The 19,799-nt window shown below is 67.9% G+C and carries 17 protein-coding genes and 1 pseudogene; 3 read left to right on the top strand and 15 right to left on the bottom strand.

What is annotated here, in order from left to right; translation table 11 throughout:
* Window positions 1–273: 273 nt before the first annotated feature.
* The 14 genes from clpC1 to ftsH all read right to left on the bottom strand — a co-directional run bounded on the left by clpC1 (window position 274) and on the right by ftsH (window position 14,838).
* A complete protein-coding gene (clpC1, locus tag QGN32_RS13830) occupies window positions 274–2,820 on the bottom strand; it encodes an ATP-dependent protease ATP-binding subunit ClpC (protein ID WP_326544948.1) in 2,547 nt (848 codons plus the stop codon).
* A 266-nt stretch (window positions 2,821–3,086) separates the two neighbouring features.
* Window positions 3,087–3,428 (bottom strand): histone-like nucleoid-structuring protein Lsr2, encoded by a 342-nt coding sequence (lsr2, locus tag QGN32_RS13825; RefSeq protein ID WP_326544947.1) that lies wholly within the window; start codon window positions 3,426–3,428, stop codon window positions 3,087–3,089.
* A 110-nt stretch (window positions 3,429–3,538) separates the two neighbouring features.
* On the bottom strand, window positions 3,539–5,077 hold the full coding sequence (gene lysS / locus QGN32_RS13820; RefSeq protein WP_326544946.1) for a lysine--tRNA ligase: 1,539 nt from the start codon (window positions 5,075–5,077) through the stop codon (window positions 3,539–3,541).
* A 57-nt stretch (window positions 5,078–5,134) separates the two neighbouring features.
* Window positions 5,135–5,956 carry a type III pantothenate kinase gene (locus QGN32_RS13815; protein WP_326544945.1) on the bottom strand — a complete coding sequence of 274 codons (822 nt, stop codon included), beginning with the start codon at window positions 5,954–5,956 and terminating at the stop codon, window positions 5,135–5,137.
* Window positions 5,957–5,961: 5 nt separating this feature from the next.
* A complete protein-coding gene (gene panD / locus QGN32_RS13810; RefSeq protein WP_326544944.1) occupies window positions 5,962–6,369 on the bottom strand; it encodes an aspartate 1-decarboxylase in 408 nt (135 codons plus the stop codon).
* A complete protein-coding gene (gene panC, locus QGN32_RS13805) occupies window positions 6,369–7,301 on the bottom strand; it encodes a pantoate--beta-alanine ligase (RefSeq protein WP_326544943.1) in 933 nt (310 codons plus the stop codon). The genes panD and panC overlap by 1 nt, the downstream gene beginning before the upstream one ends.
* Window positions 7,298–8,233, bottom strand: a complete 936-nt coding sequence (locus tag QGN32_RS13800) for a Rossmann-like and DUF2520 domain-containing protein (RefSeq protein WP_442791703.1) — start codon at window positions 8,231–8,233, stop codon at window positions 7,298–7,300. Before QGN32_RS13800 ends, panC begins: the two co-directional genes overlap by 4 nt.
* 80 nt (window positions 8,234–8,313) lie before the next feature.
* Complete coding sequence (locus QGN32_RS13795) at window positions 8,314–9,549, bottom strand: DUF6779 domain-containing protein (protein WP_326544942.1); 1,236 nt, start codon at window positions 9,547–9,549, stop codon at window positions 8,314–8,316.
* Window positions 9,550–9,627: 78 nt separating this feature from the next.
* Complete coding sequence (locus QGN32_RS13790) at window positions 9,628–10,104, bottom strand: DUF3180 domain-containing protein (RefSeq protein WP_326544941.1); 477 nt, start codon at window positions 10,102–10,104, stop codon at window positions 9,628–9,630.
* The gene (folK, locus tag QGN32_RS13785) at window positions 10,104–10,616 is read right to left on the bottom strand and encodes a 2-amino-4-hydroxy-6-hydroxymethyldihydropteridine diphosphokinase (protein ID WP_326544940.1); all 513 of its coding nucleotides are present in this window, start codon (window positions 10,614–10,616) and stop codon (window positions 10,104–10,106) included. Before folK ends, QGN32_RS13790 begins: the two co-directional genes overlap by 1 nt.
* A complete protein-coding gene (gene folB, locus QGN32_RS13780) occupies window positions 10,613–10,993 on the bottom strand; it encodes a dihydroneopterin aldolase (protein WP_326544939.1) in 381 nt (126 codons plus the stop codon). Before folB ends, folK begins: the two co-directional genes overlap by 4 nt.
* Window positions 10,986–11,828: a dihydropteroate synthase gene (gene folP / locus QGN32_RS13775; protein WP_326549065.1), complete on the bottom strand. Its 843-nt coding sequence runs from the start codon at window positions 11,826–11,828 to the stop codon at window positions 10,986–10,988. The genes folB and folP overlap by 8 nt, the downstream gene beginning before the upstream one ends.
* Window positions 11,829–11,863: 35 nt before the next feature.
* Window positions 11,864–12,472 (bottom strand): GTP cyclohydrolase I FolE, encoded by a 609-nt coding sequence (folE, locus tag QGN32_RS13770; protein WP_326544938.1) that lies wholly within the window; start codon window positions 12,470–12,472, stop codon window positions 11,864–11,866.
* A 29-nt stretch (window positions 12,473–12,501) separates the two neighbouring features.
* Window positions 12,502–14,838, bottom strand: coding sequence for an ATP-dependent zinc metalloprotease FtsH (ftsH, locus tag QGN32_RS13765; protein WP_326544937.1), 2,337 nt, complete (start codon window positions 14,836–14,838; stop codon window positions 12,502–12,504).
* A gap of 202 nt (window positions 14,839–15,040) precedes the next feature.
* Here ftsH and QGN32_RS13760 point away from each other — a divergent pair, with 202 nt between their 5' ends.
* The 3 genes and pseudogenes from QGN32_RS13760 to QGN32_RS13750 all read left to right on the top strand — a co-directional run bounded on the left by QGN32_RS13760 (window position 15,041) and on the right by QGN32_RS13750 (window position 17,557).
* On the top strand, window positions 15,041–16,006 hold the full coding sequence (locus tag QGN32_RS13760; RefSeq protein WP_326544936.1) for an alpha/beta fold hydrolase: 966 nt from the start codon (window positions 15,041–15,043) through the stop codon (window positions 16,004–16,006).
* Between the two features lie 64 nt (window positions 16,007–16,070).
* Window positions 16,071–16,794: pseudogene (locus QGN32_RS13755) on the top strand (zinc-binding dehydrogenase); the annotation flags it as partial.
* 16 nt (window positions 16,795–16,810) lie between these two features.
* Window positions 16,811–17,557, top strand: coding sequence for an SIMPL domain-containing protein (locus QGN32_RS13750; RefSeq protein WP_326544935.1), 747 nt, complete (start codon window positions 16,811–16,813; stop codon window positions 17,555–17,557).
* On the opposite strand, the gene QGN32_RS13745 is transcribed toward QGN32_RS13750, so the two are convergent.
* A complete protein-coding gene (locus QGN32_RS13745) occupies window positions 17,554–19,773 on the bottom strand; it encodes a molybdopterin-dependent oxidoreductase (protein WP_326544934.1) in 2,220 nt (739 codons plus the stop codon). The two genes, QGN32_RS13750 and QGN32_RS13745, sit on opposite strands and share 4 nt — an antisense overlap.
* Between the last annotated feature and the right edge of the window lie 26 nt (window positions 19,774–19,799).

The following is a 19,799-nucleotide window of genomic DNA, read 5'->3' as shown; positions in this document are numbered from 1 at the left end:
CACGGCGAGCCGTGCATCGGGTCGAGCCGTCGGCGAGCGTCGGGTCTGACTTGACACAGTGGCGCGACCGTTCTGGATTCTCACCAGATTCCTTCGCCCGCCGATAACATCGCACATCCTATCCATTGGGTCCAGCGATGCGCGGCGAAGGCCACACATCGAGTGTGCGCTCTGATCCGCCGTCGCGTATGAATCCGCACGCCCGACAGACTTCGGCACGGAAAACGGGCGGCACCCGCTTGGGGTACCGCCCGTCTTTCGGCCTTGACGCTGCTATTCGGCCGGGCCGGCAGCACCGGCCGCGCCGGCCTGGGCAAGGTCGGGCTCGGCCACCGGGGCCGGCTTCTTGGGCCCACCCGCGAACGTGAACACCGCGTCCTCGCCGGCGCCTTCGCCGTCCCAGTTGTCAACGTCGACCGTGACGAGCTGACCGGGCCTGATCTCGTCGAACAGGATCTTCTCCGACAGTTGGTCCTCGATCTCGCGCTGGATGGTCCGGCGCAGCGGCCGAGCACCCAAGACCGGGTCGAAACCGCGCTTGGCCAGCAGCGACTTCGCCTTGGGAGTCAGCTCCATCTCCATGTCCTTGGCCTTGAGCTGCTTGCCGACCCGCGTGATCATCAGGTCGACCATGCGGACGATCTCGTCCTCGGTCAACTGGTGGAAGACGATGATGTCGTCGATGCGGTTGAGGAACTCCGGCCGGAAGTGCTTCTTGAGCTCGTCGTGAACCTTCTGCTTCATCCGCTCGTAGTCGTTCTCACCGCCGCCCTGGGTGAAGCCCAGGCCGACCGCCTTCGAGATGTCCTTGGTGCCCAGGTTCGACGTGAAGATCAGCACGGTGTTCTTGAAGTCGACCGTGCGGCCCTGACCGTCGGTCAGCCGGCCGTCCTCCAGGACCTGCAACAGGCTGTTGTAGATTTCCTGGTGGGCCTTCTCGATCTCGTCGAACAACACGACGGAAAACGGCTTGCGGCGCACCTTCTCGGTGAGCTGGCCGCCCTCCTCGTAACCGACGTAGCCCGGAGGGGCGCCGAACAGCCGCGAGGCGGTGAACCGGTCGTGGAACTCGCCCATGTCGATCTGGATGAGCGCGTCGTCGTCCCCGAACAAGAACTCCGCCAGCGCCTTGGACAGCTCGGTCTTACCGACACCGGAGGGCCCGGCGAAGATGAACGAACCGGACGGGCGCTTGGGGTCCTTCAGGCCGGCGCGGGTGCGGCGGATCGCCTTCGAAACAGCACGGACGGCATCCTCTTGCCCGATGATCCGCTTGTGCAGCTCATCCTCCATGCGCAGCAGCCGAGTCGTCTCCTCCTCGGTCAGCTTGAACACCGGGATGCCGGTCCAGTTTCCGAGCACCTCGGCGATCTGCTCGTCATCGACCTCGGCGACGACATCGAGATCACCTGAGCGCCACTGCTTCTCACGCTCGGCCCGCTGCGCGACCAGCTGCTTCTCCTTGTCGCGCAGACTCGCCGCCTTCTCGAAGTCCTGTGCGTCGATCGCGGACTCCTTCTCCCGGCGCGCGTCGGCGATCTTCTCGTCGAACTCGCGCAGGTCTGGCGGCGCGGTCATCCGGCGGATCCGCATCCGGGCACCCGCCTCGTCGATCAGGTCGATCGCCTTGTCCGGCAGGAACCGGTCGTTGATGTAGCGGTCGGCCAGGGTGGCGGCGGCCGCGATGGCGCCGTCGGTGATCGACACCCGGTGGTGCGCCTCGTACCGGTCGCGCAGTCCCTTGAGGATCTCGATCGTGTGCGCGACTGTCGGCTCGCCCACCTGGACCGGCTGGAACCGCCGCTCCAGCGCGGCGTCCTTCTCGATGTACTTGCGGTACTCGTCGAGCGTGGTGGCGCCGATGGTCTGCAGCTCGCCGCGGGCCAGCTTCGGCTTGAGGATGCTGGCGGCGTCGATCGCGCCCTCGGCGGCACCGGCACCGACGAGCGTGTGCAGCTCGTCGATGAACAGGATGATGTCGCCGCGGGTGTTGATCTCCTTGAGCACCTTCTTCAGGCGTTCCTCGAAATCGCCGCGGTAACGGCTGCCGGCCACCAAAGACCCCAGGTCCAAGGTGTAGAGCTGCTTGTCCTTCAGCGTCTCGGGCACGTCGCCGTGCACGATGGCCTGCGCCAGCCCTTCGACGACGGCGGTCTTGCCGACGCCGGGTTCGCCGATCAGTACCGGGTTGTTCTTGGTGCGCCGGCTCAGCACCTGCATCACCCGCTCGATTTCCTTCTCGCGGCCGATGACCGGGTCGAGCTTGCCCTCCATCGCGGCCGCGGTCAGGTTGCGGCCGAACTGATCGAGCACCAGCGAGGTGGACGGGCTGCCCGCCTCACCGCCGCGGCCGCCGGTGCCGGCTTCCGCGGTCTCCTTGCCCTGGTAGCCGCTCAGCAGCTGGATGACCTGCTGCCGCACGCGGGTGAGCTCGGCGCCCAGCTTCACCAACACCTGGGCGGCGACACCCTCGCCCTCACGAATGAGGCCGAGCAGGATGTGCTCGGTGCCGATGTAGTTGTGGCCCAGCTGCAGCGCCTCGCGCAGGCTCAGTTCCAGCACCTTCTTGGCGCGCGGGGTGAACGGGATGTGACCCGACGGCGCCTGCTGGCCCTGGCCGATGATCTCCTCGACCTGGCTGCGCACGCCTTCCAGCGAGATGCCCAGCGATTCCAGCGACTTGGCCGCTACGCCCTCACCCTCGTGAATAAGTCCCAACAGGATGTGCTCGGTGCCGATGTAGTTGTGGTTGAGCATCCGGGCCTCTTCTTGAGCCAGGACGACGACCCTGCGGGCACGGTCGGTGAATCTCTCAAACATCGGTGGTTACCTGCTCTCCATCAATAGGTCGGTGCCATGCGCGCCCAACGGTCTCGAGTAACACACCGCACCTACCATCCACTGTAGTGGGCAGCGGGGCGGCGCGTCCCGCCCGCCGGTCTGCTCTGAGCGGACAGCCCTGGGCATAAACGCGCATAGGCCGCATACCCGTCGCTACCGAACAGCAACGCATCGCCGGGGTGATTCGTTTCCTGTTCGCTGGCGCAGCAGGTTCGCGGCTAGCGAACAGGCAGTGACGACCGCCGCTAGGTCGCCGCGTGAAAGGCGTCGATCACGTCGGCGGGAATTCGGCCGCGCGTCGACACATTGTGCCCGTTACGACGCGCCCACTCCCGAATCGCGGCACTCTGCTCACGGTCGATCGCCGCTCGCCCACGACTCGAGCCTGCCGTGCGTCCACGCCGACGACCGCCGACGCGGCGACCGGCGTCGACCCATTGCTTCAAGTCATTCCGCAGCTTCGCGGCATTCTTGGAAGAAAGATCGATCTCATAGCTCACGCCGTCGAGACCGAATTCAACAGTCTCGTCAGCCGCACCTTCGCCGTCGAAATCGTCGACCAAGGTAACTGTGACTTTCTTCGCCATGGCACACGCCCTTCTTCGCGATCACATGATCGCAGTTAAGTCCCTCGAACCCGGCACCAATCTGCCATATTTGTATGCGCTATTTCAACATGATCGGAATGTCGCTGCGTTCAGTTGCCGTGGCGCCGAACAATCGGGAACAAAACCGTCTCTCTAATCGATAGTCCGGTCAACGCCATCATCAATCTATCGATGCCCATCCCCGTACCTGTAGAGGGCGGCATGGCGTACTCCAGCGCCGTCAGGAAATCCTCGTCGAGAGCCATCGCCTCGTCGTCGCCGGCAGCCGCCGCCCTGGCTTGGGCTTCGAACCTCTCGCGCTGGATCAGCGGGTCGATCAGCTCCGAATAACCGGTGGCCAACTCGAAGCGCCGGATGTAGAGGTCCCACTTCTCGGTGACGCCCGGAATACCGCGGTGCGGGCGGGTCAGCGGCGTCGTCTCGACGGGGAAGTCGCGGACGAAGGTCGGCGCCCACAGCGTGTTCCCGACGGTGTGTTCCCAGAGTTCCTCGACCAATTTCCCGTGGCCGTAGCCCCGATCACGCGGAATCTCGACTTCGAGCCGATCCGCGATAGCCCATAACTTGTCGGCGGGCGTTGCCGGAGTGATCTCTTGGCCCAGCGCTTCTGACAGAGATGGATACATTTCGACGGACTGCCATTCGCCGTCCAGATCGTAGGTAGTGCCATCGGGCAATGGCACGCTACGTGTTCCGATGGCCTCGTCGGCGACCTCTTGAATAAGCTCTCTGGTCATGAGCGCCGAATCGTCGTACGTACCGTAAGCCTGATATGTCTCGAGCATCGCGAATTCCGGTGAATGGGTGGAATCCGCACCTTCGTTTCGAAACACCCGATTCAACTCGAAGACACGCTCGAATCCGCCTACCAGTGCCCGCTTGAGGAACAGTTCCGGGGCGATTCGCAGATACAGGTCCGTATCGAGCGCATTGGAGTGCGTCACGAACGGTCGTGCCGCCGCGCCACCGGCGACAGTCTGCAGCATCGGCGTCTCGACTTCGAGAAATCCGCGCCGCTCCAGCGCCGATCGCAGCGCACGCACCACCGCGACCCGCTGGCGGGCAATAGATCGAGCCTCGGGTCGCACGATCAGATCGACGTAACGCTGGCGGACCCGCGACTCTTCGCTCATCTCCTTGTGCGTCACCGGCAGCGGCCTCAAGGCTTTGGAGACGATTTGCCAGGAATCGGCCAACACCGAAAGTTCCCCGCGACGAGAGCTGATCACTTCACCCCGCACGAACACGATGTCGCCGAGGTCGACGTCCGCCTTCCACGCCTGCAGCGATTCCTGTCCGACCTTGTTCAGGCTGATCATCACCTGCAGTTGAGTGCCGTCACCCTCCTGCAGCGTGGCGAAGCAGAGCTTGCCGGAGTTACGGGCGAACATCACCCGACCCGCGACACCGACGACCTGGCCGGTCTCGGTGTCGGCCGCCAGGCCGGGATAGTCCTGGCGGATATCGGCGAGGGTGTGGGTGCGCGCGACCTCGACCGGGTACGGGTCACGCCCCTCGGCGAGCAGTCGCTCACGCTTTGCCTGACGAATCCGGTACTGCTCCGGAATGTCAGGCTCGGATGTCGCGGCCGCTGCCGGTGCGGTCCGGGGCGGGTCAGATGCGGTCACGTCGTGCCAGCCTAGTGAAGAGATTCTGGTGTCGTTGGTCGCGCCGAACGCAACCAACTACACCGACATCCCCTTCTTGAGGCGGCCGCGCTGGTTGTCGCGATTCCGCTCGAACACCAATCGCAACCCGTCGAGGGTGAGGTGCTCGTCGTAATGCTGGACGGCGCGCATATCCGGCAGCAAGCGTGGCGCGGTGTGTCCGGTGGCGACCACGGCGATGTCGGTGCCGGCGAAACCCTCGACGTCGTCGCGGATGCGCTGCACCAGCCCGTCGACCAGCCCGGCGAACCCGAACACCGCGCCCGCCTGCATGCACTCGACGGTGTTCTTCCCGATGACCGACCGAGGCCGGGTCAGTTCGACGCGCCGCAGCGCCGCCGACCTGGCCGCCGCCGCATCGGAGGACACCTCGACACCCGGCGCGATCGCGCCGCCGAGAAACTCGCCCTTCGCCGAGACCACGTCGACGCAGATCGACGAGCCGAAGTCGACCACGATCGCCGCGGTGCCGAACCTGTGGTAGGCGGCGAGACAGTTGACGATGCGGTCGGCTCCGACTTCCTTCGGGTTGTCCACCAGCAGCGGAATCCCGGTGCGCACGCCCGGCTCGATCAGCACATGCGGCACCGACGGCCAGTACTGCCGGAGCATCTCGCGCAGTTCGTGCATCACCGACGGGACGGTCGAGAGGCCGGCAGCTCCGGTCAGCCGTTCGGAGTCGTCGCCGATCAAGCCGTCGATGGTCAGGGCCAGCTCATCGGCGGTGACTTCGGATTCGGTGCGAATCCGCCACTGCTGCACGACTTTCGCGTGATCCCCCGAGCCCGACACCAGACCTACGACGGTGTGGGTGTTGCGGACGTCGATCGCTAGTAACACCGCAATTACCGTGGCGACATCAGTTCGGCCGCATCGGCCGGTACGAAGGCGGGGTCGTGCCCGAGGTCGACCTGTTTGTTGTCGGCGTCGACGAACACGACCCGCGGTTGGTACGTCCGGGCCTCAGCATCTTCCATCGAGCCATAGGCGATCAGGATCACCAGATCTCCGGGATGCACGAGATGGGCTGCGGCGCCGTTGATCCCGATCACACCGCTGCCGCGCTCACCGGTGATCGCGTAGGTCACCAGCCGTGCGCCGTTGTCGACGTCGACGATGGTCACCTGCTCGCCCTCGAGCAGGTCGGCCGCATCCATCAGGTCCGCGTCGATGGTCACCGACCCGACGTAGTGCAAGTCCGCCTTCGTGACCGTGGCACGGTGAATCTTCGATTTCAGCATCGTTCGTAACATCAATTCCTCCAGGGAAGTTCGTGTTCGTCGAATGGGACGTCCGGGCCGGGGCCCGAGGGCAACCCGATGTCTATGGCGATGTTGTCCAGCAGCCTGGTGCTTCCGAGCCGGCCGGCCACCAGCATGCGAGCCGCCCCCAGTTCCGGTGCAGGCCCGAGCATCGGGTCGCGCACGTCGAGGTAGTCGACCTTGATGGCCGGCACCTCGTCGAGCACCGCGCGTGCCGCGTCGAGCGCGGCCGCAATCCCTTCTCCCGCGGCATACATTCCCGCCAGCAGTGCCGCCGACAACGCGCCGGCGTGTTCACGCTCCTCCGCGTTGAGATAGCGGTTGCGCGACGACATCGCCAACCCGTCGGCCTCCCGCACGATCGGCACGCCGACGATCGCGACGCCGACGTTGAGGTCGGTGACCATCTGACGGATCAACGCCAACTGCTGGTAGTCCTTCTCCCCGAAGAACGCGCTGTCGGGATGGATGATGTTGAGCAGCTTGAGCACCACCGTCAGCACACCCTCGAAATGCGTTGGCCGAGCCGACCCTTCGAGCTCCAAGCCGAGAGACCCGGGCCGAACGGACGTGCGGGTGCCGTTCGGATACATGTCGGCGACGCTCGGTGTGAACGCGATCTCGACGCCCTCCGCGCGCAGTACGGCGAGATCGTCGTCGAGCGTGCGCGGATACGCGTCGAGGTCTTCGTCCGCCCCGAACTGCAATGGGTTGACGAAGATCGACACCACCACGACGGCGCCCTGGACGCGCTGGGCGGCGCGGATCAGGGCGAGATGACCGTCGTGCAGGGCGCCCATCGTCGGCACCAGCATCACGCGGCGACCGGTGCCGCGCAGCGCCCGGGTGACGGCCGAGACGTCGGCCGGGTAGGCGTAGACGTTCAATTCGCCCGCGGTGAACTGAGGTTTACGTCGGGTCATCGGCCCGCCCCCGGCCTGAGTGCAGCGAACACCTCACCGGGCGCGTGCGCGCGCTGGGCGGTGCGCAGCGAGTTCGCCCGATATGCCTGTGCCAACTCGGGATTCACCTCCGTCAACGCGTCCAGATGATCCGAGACCGCGACGGCGTCGCCGCGCGCCACCGGACCGGTGAGCGCCGCCTGACCGCGTCGTAGCGCGTTCTCCAGCGAGGCGCGCGCCAGCGGGCCGACGACCCGCTCCGCGATGCCTCCCGGCGCGTCGCCGACCAGTTCCTGCCCGAGCAACTCTTGGCCCCACAACGCGGATCTCAGTGCCTCGACCGCGTCGAGGAGCACGGTCACCACGTGGTTGCTCGCGTGCGCCAGCGCGGCGTGGTACAGCGTGCGGGCGTCCTCCCGGACCCGGAACGGTTCCCCGCCGATCTCCAACACCAGCGACTGGGCGATCGCGTATCCGACTTCGTCCGCGGCGGTCACCCCGAAGCAGGTGTCGGGCAGCCGTTCGATGTCCTCGTCGGTGCCGGTGAAGGTCATCGCCGGGTGGATCGCCAGCGGAACGCAGCCCTGCTCCGCCAGCGGCGCCAGCACGCCTATGCCGTTCGCGCCCGAGGTGTGCGCGACGATCGTGCCGGGCCGCACCGACCCCGTCGCCGCCAGACCCGACACCAACTCCGCGAGCACGGCGTCCGGCACCGCGAGCAGCAGCAGTTCGGCACGGCCGGCCACCTCGTCGACCGGAAGCACCGCGGTGTCGGGCAACCGGCGCTGCGCGCGGTCGCGCGAGGCATGTGAGATCGCGCTGCACGCCACCACGACATGCTCGGCACGCTCTAGGGCGACGCCCAGCACGGAACCGACGCGACCTGCGGAAATAATGCCGACACTGAGCCGCGCCGGACGGAATCCGTCAGGTGGGGTCCCCATGGAGACCATGAAGTCGACCTCGCTGAGAGTTGATGAGTGTTCGTTCCGGTCCTGCGATGCGGGTACCGGACGGGCCTTACGAGACTAACTCACTCCTCGCGGCGGCGCCGACGCCGACCCGGGGTCGGGCTGGCTTGCAACCGGGCCAACAGTTCTGCGACGGACTGACCGGCAGTGTCTGCGTCATCTGGGCTGCGGTGACGAGACCGCTCGCTGGCCGGCGCCGGATGGGGCGGCGCCTGCGCTGGTTCGGCGGCCAGCGTGGGCGGCGCGGGGTGTCCGGGAGCGCCGCCGTCCGGCGGGGCGGAATGCCTGCCGCGCCGCGGTTCGGGTGGCGGCGCCGACATGGTCGGATGAGCGACCGCGTGCTGGGCTACATCTTCGGGGGCTTCGGGGGCGCGCCGCCTGCCGACGTATTCCGTCGGCGCTCCATCGATGCCCGACACCCAGTTGCTGCCGGGGGCGCCCGGCGGAATCCACTGGCCATCGGCGGGTGCGGGCTGCCACTCGCTCGCCCACGACGGCTCGGGAGCGGGCGTCTGCGGTGGCGGTGTCGGGTGTGTGGGCGCGACCGGCACGGGCTCGGGCCCCGGTGGTGGCGGCGGCGGTGGAGTCCACGGGGCGGATTCCTCCGCCGGCTGCCGTCCCCAGTCGGCGTCGGTGGATCTGCGGTGCGCCCCACGCGCATCCGACCTTGTCTCCCAATCGAACTCGGCCGGCTGCGGTTCGGCGGGGACGTCGATGATCGGGCTCTCCTCGGTTCGCTCCTCGATGTCAGGGCGGTATTCGTCGATGCGGCTGCTGCTGACGCGGCCCGTCGTCTCCGCGTCGCGCGCCCAGTCGCTGTAGGCGCGCACCGTGGTCCGCTCGGTCTCGATCGCGGGGCGCTGCGACAAGTCCGTATCGAAGAGGATCTCCAGATGGGTCCGTAGCGCGGCCAGCTCAGCACGCAACCCTGCCACCTCGTCGGCGGCCTGGGCGCGCACCTCCGCCTCGAGTTCGCGGCGCAGCTGGGTCTCCAGCGACAGCTCGTACTCCCGCCGCGCCGAGATCTCGCGGTCCAACTGCAGGTCGTAGACGAGCTTGAGGTCACGCACCTTGGCCTGGTCGACGTCGCTTTGACGTCGGTAGATGACGGAGACGAACGCCGCGACCACCGCCGCCCACAATGCGAGGATGACCGCGAGCTTCAGTAGCTCCACCCGGTTGGTGAACACCAGGGCCGAGCTGGCCGCGATCGCCAACACCAGCAACGCGGTCAACAGCATCCAACCCGGCCTGCGGGTGCCGCGCCGATACCGGGCGCTGCGGGTCGGACCGGTCATGGGGGCGACTGTACCCGTCACTGGTCACTCCGCGTGTCGCCTCATCGGCGATTCGGCCACGCGTCCCCCGGAACTCCGTTATTCCGTTGCCCCATCGGCGTTCTCCGGTGGCTCGCCCGGAGACTTGCAGCAATGCTGCAACCACAGCGCGGCAACAACCAGCAGCAGTGCGCACCCCGCCGCCACCGCGGCGCCCGCGGTGTCCTCGGCGGCGACGCGCAAAGTCGAGCGGCGCGGCAGCAGGTAGACCAGGACGCCCGACCACCATCCGAGCATCAGCGCACCCACCCACGCCGAGGCCTTGGCGACCACCACCGACCTCGCCACCGCGAGAGGATCCAGCCGGCCGGATCCGACACCGATCTCGCCGTCGTTGATCTTGGCCCGAACCTGAAACCCCCAACCGGCTTCGGCAATCGCGACGACGAGTAACGAGATGCCCGTCCACAGCGTGATCGGCGGGAACCAGCGGTACAGCAGGAGCAGGAGTAGATAGCCCGCGACCGCGGTGAGCACCGCGGCCGCCGTGAGGTCCCGCCAGCGGGTCGGCCCCATCAGCGCAGCACCAGGTCGGTGTGGCGGACACTGTCGCGTTCGGTCGAGTCGAGCGCGGCGAGCAGCTCATCCACCCGGCGCGGCTGCCCAGCCACGGTCAACACGGCGTCCGGCTCGACCGCGAGCCAGGGCATGAGCACGAACGCGCGCTGATGGGCCCGCGGATGCGGCAGCGTCAGCTCGGCGTCGTGCGAGATCAGCTCGCGGCCATCGGCGCGGCAGGTCACGATGTCCACGTCGAGTGTGCGCGGACCCCACCGTTGCGCGCGCACCCGCTCGGCGGACCGCTCGAACTCGTGGGCGCGGCGCAGCCACCCGCGGCCGTCGAGCGTGGGGTCGTCGGCGATGACCACGGCGTTGAGGAACGGTCCTTGGTCGACACCGCCCCAAGGCGCGGTCTCGTAGACCGGCGACACCGCGCGCAACGTCGCCCCGAGCCCGTCGACGACCGAACGCAGCATCGCCAACCGGTCGCCGAGGTTCGACCCGATCGAAAGAACCACTCTGGTCAAAGGTCACCGCCACTGCCGCGGCGCGATCGCCGGACCACGACCGCGACGTCGGCGAAAGTCAGCGGGATCGGCGCGGCCGGCTTGTGCACGACCACCTCGACGGCGTCCACGCGCTCATCGGTCATGACGTCGTCGGCGATCTCGCCGGCCACCGTCTCGATCAGTTGCCGCGGCGGACCGGCCACGATGTCGGCCGCCCGCTGCGCCAGCGTCCCGTAGTCCAGGGTGTCGGCGAGGTCGTCGCCGACCGCCGCGGCGGCCAAGTCGAGCCACACCGTGATGTCGACGACGAAGTCCTGGCCGTCGCGCCGCTCATGCTCATAGACACCGTGCTGACCGCGTATCTTCAACCCGCGCAACTCGATTCGGTCAGGCACCGTCCATCCCCCGGTCGTTCCGCTCCTGCCCGCCGGAAGTCCAGGCCCCCAGCACCTTGATCGCATCCACCGAGGCGCGCACGTCGTGCACCCGCACCCCCCAGGCGCCGTGCAGGCCGGCCAGCGCGGAGATCACCGCCGTCGCGGTTTCCCGACCGTCGGGCGGGCGCGGTTGGCCGTCGGGACCGGCCAGCAACGTGCCCAGGAAGCGTTTGCGCGATGCGCCGACCAGCACCGGGATGCCGGTGGCGACGAACTCGGGCAGCGCACGCAGCAGTGCCCAGTTGTGTTCGCCGGTCTTGGCGAAACCGAGCCCGGGATCGATGACGAGGTTGGTCGCGTCGACGCCGGCGGCCACCGCGGTGGCCACGCTGGCGAGCAGTTCGGTGCGCACCTCGTCGACGACGTTCCGGTAGGCGGGCACCGCGTGCGGCCGGTCCGCGCCGACGGATCGCCAATGCATCAGCACCCAAGGCACTTTCGCTTCGGCGAGCAGCGGAGCCATGCCCGGGTCGGCGCGGCCGCCGGAGACGTCGTTGACGATCTGGGCGCCGTTTTCCAGCGCCGCCCGTGCGACTTCGGCGTGCATGGTGTCGATGCTGACGGTGACGCCCTGCGCGACGAGGTCCCGGATGACCGGGCACACCCGCGACTTCTCGACTTCGGGATCGATGCGGGTAGCGCCGGGACGGGTGGACTCGCCGCCCACATCGACGATCGCCGCTCCCTGGGCGGCCAGTTCCAGCCCGTGCTCGACGGCCCGGTCACGATCGAGGAACAACCCACCGTCGGAGAAGGAGTCGTCGGTGACGTTCACGACCCCCATGACTCGCACCTGCGATGCCGGAGGGGCCATAGGGCTGGGAGGGTTCACTTGCGCAGGATCAGGTCCAGCGCCTCGGCCCTCGATGCCGCGTCGACCTTGAACTGCCCGCGCACGGCCGACGTGGTCGTCACCGCGCCCGGCTTCCGCACTCCACGCATCGCCATGCACAGATGCTCGGCCTCGACCACGACGATCACCCCCCGCGGATCGAGTTTGCGCATCATCGCGTCGGCGATCTGCCCGGTGAGCCGTTCCTGCACCTGCGGTCGTTTCGCGTAGAGGTCGACCAGCCGGGCGATCTTGGACAACCCGGTGACACGGCCGTCCTGGCCCGGGATGTAGCCCACATGCGCGACCCCGTGGAACGACACCAAGTGGTGCTCGCAGGTCGAGTACATCGGGATCTGCTTGACGAGCACCAGTTCGTCGTGCTGCTCGTCAAAGGTGGTATCCAGCACCGAATCCGGGTCGATGTAGAGCCCGGCGAACAGCTCCTTGTACGCGCGCGCCACCCGCGCCGGGGTCGACTCCAACCCATGCCGGTCCGGATCCTCCCCGACGGCGAGCAGAAGTTCGCGGACCGCGGCTTCCGCGCGCTGCTGGTCGAACTCTGCGGGGCTGAACGTGACAGAGTTGTGCTGCGACTGCGCCATGGAGCCTCCTGTGAACCTGGGCGGGCCTGTCAGCCGTTGCGCCGGCTGTTGTCCTGACCCTGGTCCTCGTTCGGTTGGGGTGGGGTCCCGTGAGCGCCGGGTTGGCCGGACTGTGGGTAGGGCTGATACGGCGGGTAGGGCGGCGGAGCACCGGCGGCGTTGGGATTGTGCCAACCCTGGTGGGGCGGTGGATACCAGTAGCCGTGTGGCTGCTGGACCGGCGGCTGTTGCTGTTGCGGCTGTTGCTGTTGTTGCGGCGGCGGCGGCCAGCCCGGAGCGTGCCAGCCGGCGGGTGCGCCGTAGTCCGGCTGCGTCGGGGGGGTCGCGGAGGAACCGTTGCCGTTCGTCCCGTTCGCACCGTCGGCGACCTTGGTGGCTTCGGCGGCCTTGCTCGCCGCGGCGATGGCGGCCTTGAACGCGGGTTCAGGCACCGGTTTCGGCCACTCCTCGCCGCGCTCGATCGCGAGCTCACCCGGTGTCTTGATCGGCGGCTTGTCCGACGGCACGCGGCCACCGAAGTCGTCGAACATCGTCAGCCGCGGGCGCTTCTTCACGTCGCCGAAGATCTCTTCGAGTTCGCGCCGGTGCAGCGTCTCCTTTTCCAGCAGTTCGCCCGCTAGCGTGTCGAGCACATCGCGGTACTCGGTGAGGATTTCCCATGCCTCGGTGTGGGCCGCCTCGATGAGCTTGCGAATCTCGTCGTCGATGATCTGCGCGACCTCATGGCTGTAGTCGGGCTGGGTGCCCATGGTGCGGCCCAGGAACGGATCGCCGTGCTCGGTGCCGTAGCGCACCGCACCGAGCTTGGAGCTCATGCCGTACTCGGTGACCATCGCGCGGGCGATCTTGGTGGCCTGCTCGATGTCGGAGACTGCGCCGGTGGTCGGCTCGCGGAACACCAGTTCCTCGGCCGCCCGTCCGCCCATCGCGAACACCAGCCGGGCGATCATCTCCGAACGGGTCATCAGGCCCTTATCGTCCTCGGGCACCGCCATTGCATGGCCGCCGGTGCGGCCGCGGGCGAGGATGGTCACCTTGTAGATCGGGTCGATGTCCGGCATCGCCCACGCCGCGAGCGTATGTCCGCCCTCGTGGTAGGCGGTGATCTTCTTCTCGTGTTCGCTGATGATGCGGCTCTTGCGGCGCGGTCCGCCGACGACGCGGTCGACGGCCTCTTCGAGCGCGGGGCCGGTGATCACGGTGCCGTTCTCCCGGGCCGTCAGCAGCGCAGCCTCGTTGATGACGTTGGCCAGGTCGGCGCCGGACATGCCGACGGTGCGCTTGGCCAGCCCGTCGAGGTCGGCGTCGGGGGCGATCGGCTTGCCCGCGGAGTGCACCTTGAGCACGGCGCGGCGGCCGGCAAGGTCGGGGTTGGAGACCGGGATCTGGCGGTCGAAGCGGCCGGGGCGCAGCAGCGCGGGGTCGAGGATGTCGGGCCGGTTGGTGGCCGCGATCAGGATGACGCCCTGGCGGTCGCCGAAGCCGTCCATCTCGACGAGCAGCTGGTTGAGCGTCTGCTCGCGTTCGTCGTGGCCGCCGCCGAGGCCGGCGCCGCGCTGACGGCCGACCGCGTCGATCTCGTCGACGAAGATGATGCACGGGCTGTTCTGCTTGGCCTGTTCGAACAGGTCGCGCACCCGGGAAGCGCCTACTCCGACGAACATCTCGACGAAGTCCGAACCCGAGATCGTGAAGAACGGCACCCCGGCCTCGCCGGCGACGGCACGGGCCAGCAGCGTCTTACCGGTTCCGGGCGGCCCGAACAGCAGCACGCCCTTGGGGATCTTGGCGCCCAGCGCCTGATATCGCGACGGGTTCTGCAGAAAGTCCTTGATCTCGTAGAGCTCTTCGACGGCCTCGTCGACGCCGGCGACATCGGCGAAGGTGGTCTTCGGCATGTCCTTGTTGAGCATCTTGGCTTTGGACTTGCCGAAGCCGAAGCCCATCCGGCCCCCGGTCTGCATGCGGGAGAACATCACGAACAGGCCGACCAGCAGCAGCAGCGGCAGCAGGTAGATCAGCAGCGAGCCGAGCATGCTGCCCTGGTTGACCACCGTGTTGATCTCGGCGTTCTTGGCCTGCAGCGCGTCGAACAGCGTCGCGCCGTACCCGGTCGGGTACTTGGTGATGACCTTGTCGCTGTTCTCGGTGTCGCTGTTGCCGCTCTTGAGGTCCAGCCGAAGTTGCTGTTCGCGGTCGTCGATCTGCGCGCTGTTGACGTTGTCACCGTTGATCTGGGCCACCGCCACCGACGTGGGGATGGGCTTGTAGCCGCGCGTGTCGTCGCTGAAGTAGTAGAACGACCAGCCCAGCAGCAGCATGACCGCGATCACGGTCAGCGTGCGGATGACATTTTTCCGATTCATCAACTATCCGTCGTCGTTCGGCCGCCTACGGCCGTTAGTTCTGTCCAACATGTGCGCGGTTGGAATAGTTCAGGCTACCGCTAGACCAACGAACCACGGTTCCCGACGGTTCTCCGCCGGCCATGCCCGAATCTGAGCTTGTGTTCGAAGTTTCGGCGTTTTTTCGCGCACAAGCTCAGTTTCGAGGCGTATTGCTAGGAGCGTGCTCACACCGACCCAGCGGTTCGTCGACACCAACGGGGTCCGCCTGCGGGTGCTCGAGGCCGGCGAGCCCGGCGCCCCACTGGTGGTCCTGGCGCACGGCTTCCCCGAACTTGGGTTCTCCTGGCGTCATCAGCTGCCGGCGCTGGCTGACGCCGGTTTCCATGTGGTGGCGCCGGACCAGCGTGGTTACGGCGGGTCATCGAAGCCCGACGCCGTCGACGCCTACAACGTCGTCGAGTTGTGCGCAGACGTCGTCGGCCTGCTCGATGACGCCGGCGCCGATCGGGCGGTGATCGTCGGCCACGACTTCGGCGGCGTGGTGGCGTGGGCCGCCCCGTTGCTGCATCCGGACCGGTTCGCCGGGGTGGTCGGGATCTGCGCGCCGCCGGTCCCGCGCTCCCGGGTGCCCACGACGCAGGCGTTCCGCCGCATCTTCGGCGACAAGTTTTTCTACATCCTGTACTACCAGGAACCGGGCCGGGCCGACGAAGAGCTCAACCGCGACCCCGCCACGTCCATGCGCAAGCTCTTCGCCTCGACCGCCTCGTCGCGCGGCGGGCTGGTCGGCGAGCGGATGACCGCTCCCGGCCCTTCCGGGTTCCTCGACCGTCTCCCGGACCCCGGCGGTTTACCCGACTGGATCAGCCAGGCGGAGTTCGACCACTACGTCGACGAGTTCACCCGCACCGGCTTCACCCCCGCGCTCAACTGGTACCGCTGCTTCGACCGCAACTGGGAGCTGACCGCCAGCACGCCGGCCCCGACGATCGATGTGCCCGCCCTGTTCATCGGCGGCACCGAGGACCCGACGCTGGCCTACACGCCGCGGCATCGCGCCCGCGAGGTGGTGTCCGGCGATTACCGCGAGGTGATGATCGACGGTGGCGGACATTGGCTGCCGCAGGAGCGGCCCGCCGAGGTCAATGCCGCGCTGCTCGCGTTCCTGACCCGACTGGAGTGGTGAATGCGCGTCACCGTACTGCGCGACGGACCGGCTCACCCGCGAGATCACCGGCATGCCGGTGCAGGGTGGGCTACCCGTCGACGTCGGCGATGACGTGTTCATGGGCCACGAGTTCAACGCGGAGGTCCTCGAGGCCGGTCCCGGGATCGACGCACCGCCGCCGGGAACGCTCGTGACGTCGTTGCCGGTCTTGTTGTCGCCCAGGGGCTTCGAGCCGATCATGTCCAGCAACACGGTGCTGGGCGGCTACGCCGAGCGGATGCTGCTGTCGGTGCCGTTGCTGCTGCGGGGTGCCCGAGGGCGTCGACGGCATCGCGATCATCGCCGCGCTGCGCCTCAAAGGCGTCGAATGTACTGCGGCAGCTGATTTTTCGACGACCCGCCGGCAACTTGCGGTGACGATGGGCGCGCACGTGGCCCTGGACCCGGCACAGGGGTCGCCGTTCGACAGCACGACGCCCGCGGTGGTCTTCGAGGCCGTCGGCGTGCCCGGCATCGTCAACGACGCGATGCGGCGGGCGCCGATGGGCAGCCGTCTGGTGGTGGCCGGGGTGTGCGTGCCACCCGACACCGTGATGCCGTTGTTCGGTATCGCCAAGGAGATCAGCGTGCAGTTCGTCAACTCCTACGACCACAACGAATTCGCGGAGTCGTTGCGCGCCATCGCCGACGGGCTCATCGACGTCTCGCCGCTGATCACCGGCGAAGTGGGCCTCGACGGTGTGGCGGCTGCGTTCGACGAACTCGGGGACCCCGACACGCACTGCGAGATCATGGTGACGCCCTGACGGTAGGGTGCCAGCCATGCCAATCGCTGCCCGGGCGAAGACGCCCTCCCGAGTCCTCGCAGTCGCGGCGGTGGGCCTCATCGCGCTCCTGTCGGGTTGTGACGCGAAGGCCGCCCCCGTCCTGAACAACGACGACGGCGCAGCGCGTCAGGTCACGGTCGTGGGGACCGGCGAGGTGCTCGGCACGCCGGACACGCTGACGATCGATGCCGCCATGGAGGTCGTCGCGCCCGACGCCGCGGGCGCCCTGAACCAGACCAGCCAACTGCAGCGTGGCGTGATCGACGCATTGGTGGCCTCCGGCATCGACCGCAAGGACATCAACACTTCCCAGGTGAGTGTTCAGCCGCAGTACGCCGGTGGTGACAGCTCGAACATCAACGCCTACCGGGCCTCGAACACGATCGACATCAAGGTCCGCGAGTTGAACTCTGCCTCAGAGGTGTTCGGGATCATCGCGGGCAGGGGCGGCAACGCGACGCGGATCAACGACGTCACGCTCGCCATCGAGGACGATTCCCAGCTCGTCCGCGAAGCGCGTGCGCGGGCGTTCAACGACGCCAAGAGCCGGGCCGAGCAGTACGCGCTGCTGGCCGAGCTGGATCTCGGCAAGGTGCTGTCGATATCGGAGGCGCCGACATCGACGCCGCCGACGCCCTATCCGGGCCAGCGCGGTCCGGCGGCGGAGATGGCGGCGGTGCCGATCGAACCGGGCCAGCAGGCCGTCGGCTTCAACGTGACGGTGGTCTACGAACTGACCTAACCCGGTGGGGCGATGTCCACCGGTATGCCGTTGAGCACCGCGGTACCCGACAACGGATCGAGGTGGTTGCCGGCGTTGAGCTGGTTGACGTTCACCCCGGGCGTACTTGCCGCGACCCGTTGCCCGGTGCCGCCACGGTCGTGGCCCCAGCCATGGGGCAGCGACACCACACCGCGGCGCATGTCCGGCGTGATCTCGATCGGGGCCAGCAGCTCGCCGCCGGGCCCCTTGACGATCGCGGTGTCGGTCAGGCCGAGGTCGGCGGCGTCGTCGGGATGGATCCGCAGCGTGCACCGGTTGGATCCGCCCGACAGCGCGGGCAGGTTGTGCATCCAGCTGTTGTTGGATCGCAGGTGCCGCCGCCCGATGAGCACGAACCCGCCGGGGCGCACCGCCAGCGCATCCCGCAGCCGTGCGACATCGGCCGTCAACCGCGGCGGCGCGAGCTCGATCCGGCCGGACGGCGTGCGCAGCACCTGCTTCAGACGCGGTTGCAGCGGGCCGAGGTCGATACCGTGCGGTGCGTCCTTGAGCTTGGCCAGCGTGAGGCCGTCGGGGTTGACGCCGAACGCATCGCCGTAGGCGCCGAGGCGCAGCATCATGTCGAGACGGCGTTCGTAACCCGGGCCCGGCGGGAGCATCGCGGTCAGGTCCTCGACCGATCGCCCGGCGACCGGCGAATCCGGGTCGGCGACTTCCCTGGTCAGGGTCGTCGCGATCACCTGATCGTCCACCAGCGTCGGATCGCCGTCGGGGCCGAGCCCGTACAGGATCAGCGCGATCCGCGAGAGCAACTCGGCTTCGTCCGGCCGGTCGGTCAGCGGTAGCGCCGGCGGTGAATAGCGCGCGTTGTTGCGGACGGCAAGGGCGTTGAGCGCGAGGTCGAAATGTGCGCTGCGAGACGGCGGGGGCGGCGGCAGGATGACGTCGGCATGCCGGGTGGTTTCGTTGAGGTAGGGGTCGACGGAGAGCATGAACTCCACGCCGCTGAGCGCCTTGTCGAGGCGGTCACCGTCGGGCGCGGACAACACCGGGTTGCCTGCGATCGTGATCACGGCCTTGATCTGCCCGTCGCCGGGGGTGTCGATCTCCTCGGCGAACGCTGCGGCCGGAAACTCCGACAGCGCTTCGGGATAACCGGACATGCGGCTGTGCCAGCGGCCGGTGGAAAAGCCGCGGCCCGGCTTCGCCGGACGTGGTGCGGGCGTGATCGGCGAGAGCGGGAACATCGCACCGCCGGGCCGGTCCAGGTTGCCGGTGAGGACGTTGACGACGTCGACGAGCCAACTGCCCAACGTGCCGAATTCGACTGTGGACGTGCCGATCCGGCCGTAGACGGCGGCTGACGGCGCGGCCGCGAGCTCCCGGGTGAGCGTACGGATGTCGTCGGCCGGTACGTCGCAATAGGCCGCGACCGTCTCCGGCGGGAAGTCAGCGGCGAGAGCGCACACCTCGTCGATGCCGTTGACGTGCCCGGCGAGGTCCTTCAGGTCGACGAGGTCCTCGTCGAAGAGCACGTGTACGACGGCCATCAGCAGCGCCGCATCGGTGCCGGGCCGCGGAGCCAGGTGGCGGTCGGCGAGTTCGGCGGTGCGGGTGCGGGCGGGGTCGATGACGACGAGGCGACCACCGCGTCTGCGCAGTGCCCGCAGTTTTCCGGGGAAGTCCGCCGCGGTCGCCAGACTGCCGTTGGACACAAGGGGATTCGCGCCGATGACCACGAGGTGGTCGGTGCGGTCGAGGTCGGGCACGGTGAACGCGACGGGGCTGCCGAACATGAACCCCAGCGCGACGTGCTTGGGCATCTGATCGAGTGTGCTCGCCGAGTACACCTGTCGGGTGCCCAACGCTTTGACGACCAGCGGCGTGTACAACCCGCCCGCGATCGTGTGGGCGTTCGGATTGCCCAGGTACACGCCGACCGACGCACCGCCGTGCTCGGCGATGACACCGCCGAGGCCCTGAGCGACCGCGGCGAACGCCTCTTCCCACGTCGCTGGCGTCAGTACGCCGTCACGACGGACCAACGGCTGGGCCAACCGGTCGGGGTCATTGTCGAGTTCGGCGAAGCTGGCGCCCTTCGGACAGATGAAGCCGTGGCTGAACACGTCGTCTTTGTCGCCGCGGGCACCGGTGACGCGACCGTCGTCGATGGTCAAAGTCAGGCCGCAGGTGGCTTCGCAGAGTGGACAGATGCGCAGCCCCGTATCGCTCATGCCCCCATCTTGCGCCGAAACGGTAT

This window comes from Mycolicibacterium sp. ND9-15, from assembly GCF_035918395.1.
Taxonomy (GTDB): domain Bacteria; phylum Actinomycetota; class Actinomycetes; order Mycobacteriales; family Mycobacteriaceae; genus Mycobacterium.
Note: the sequence above shows the minus strand (reverse complement) of the source record. Positions and strands in the feature narration are given on the sequence as shown.

What these genes read in the sequence shown, in the direction of transcription:
- panD (WP_326544944.1), bottom strand. Translation starts at nt 6,369, where the DNA reads ATGTTACGAACGATGCTGAAATCGAAGATTCACCGTGCCACGGTCACG.
- QGN32_RS13795 (WP_326544942.1), bottom strand. Translation starts at nt 9,549, where the DNA reads ATGACCGGTCCGACCCGCAGCGCCCGGTATCGGCGCGGCACCCGCAGG.
- ftsH (WP_326544937.1), bottom strand. Translation starts at nt 14,838, where the DNA reads ATGAATCGGAAAAATGTCATCCGCACGCTGACCGTGATCGCGGTCATG.
- QGN32_RS13750 (WP_326544935.1), top strand. Translation starts at nt 16,811, where the DNA reads ATGCCAATCGCTGCCCGGGCGAAGACGCCCTCCCGAGTCCTCGCAGTC.
- clpC1 (WP_326544948.1), bottom strand. Translation starts at nt 2,820, where the DNA reads ATGTTTGAGAGATTCACCGACCGTGCCCGCAGGGTCGTCGTCCTGGCT.
- QGN32_RS13800 (WP_442791703.1), bottom strand. Translation starts at nt 8,233, where the DNA reads ATGGTCTCCATGGGGACCCCACCTGACGGATTCCGTCCGGCGCGGCTC.
- QGN32_RS13745 (WP_326544934.1), bottom strand. Translation starts at nt 19,773, where the DNA reads ATGAGCGATACGGGGCTGCGCATCTGTCCACTCTGCGAAGCCACCTGC.
- lsr2 (WP_326544947.1), bottom strand. Translation starts at nt 3,428, where the DNA reads ATGGCGAAGAAAGTCACAGTTACCTTGGTCGACGATTTCGACGGCGAA.
- QGN32_RS13790 (WP_326544941.1), bottom strand. Translation starts at nt 10,104, where the DNA reads ATGGGGCCGACCCGCTGGCGGGACCTCACGGCGGCCGCGGTGCTCACC.
- panC (WP_326544943.1), bottom strand. Translation starts at nt 7,301, where the DNA reads ATGACCCGACGTAAACCTCAGTTCACCGCGGGCGAATTGAACGTCTAC.
- folE (WP_326544938.1), bottom strand. Translation starts at nt 12,472, where the DNA reads ATGGCGCAGTCGCAGCACAACTCTGTCACGTTCAGCCCCGCAGAGTTC.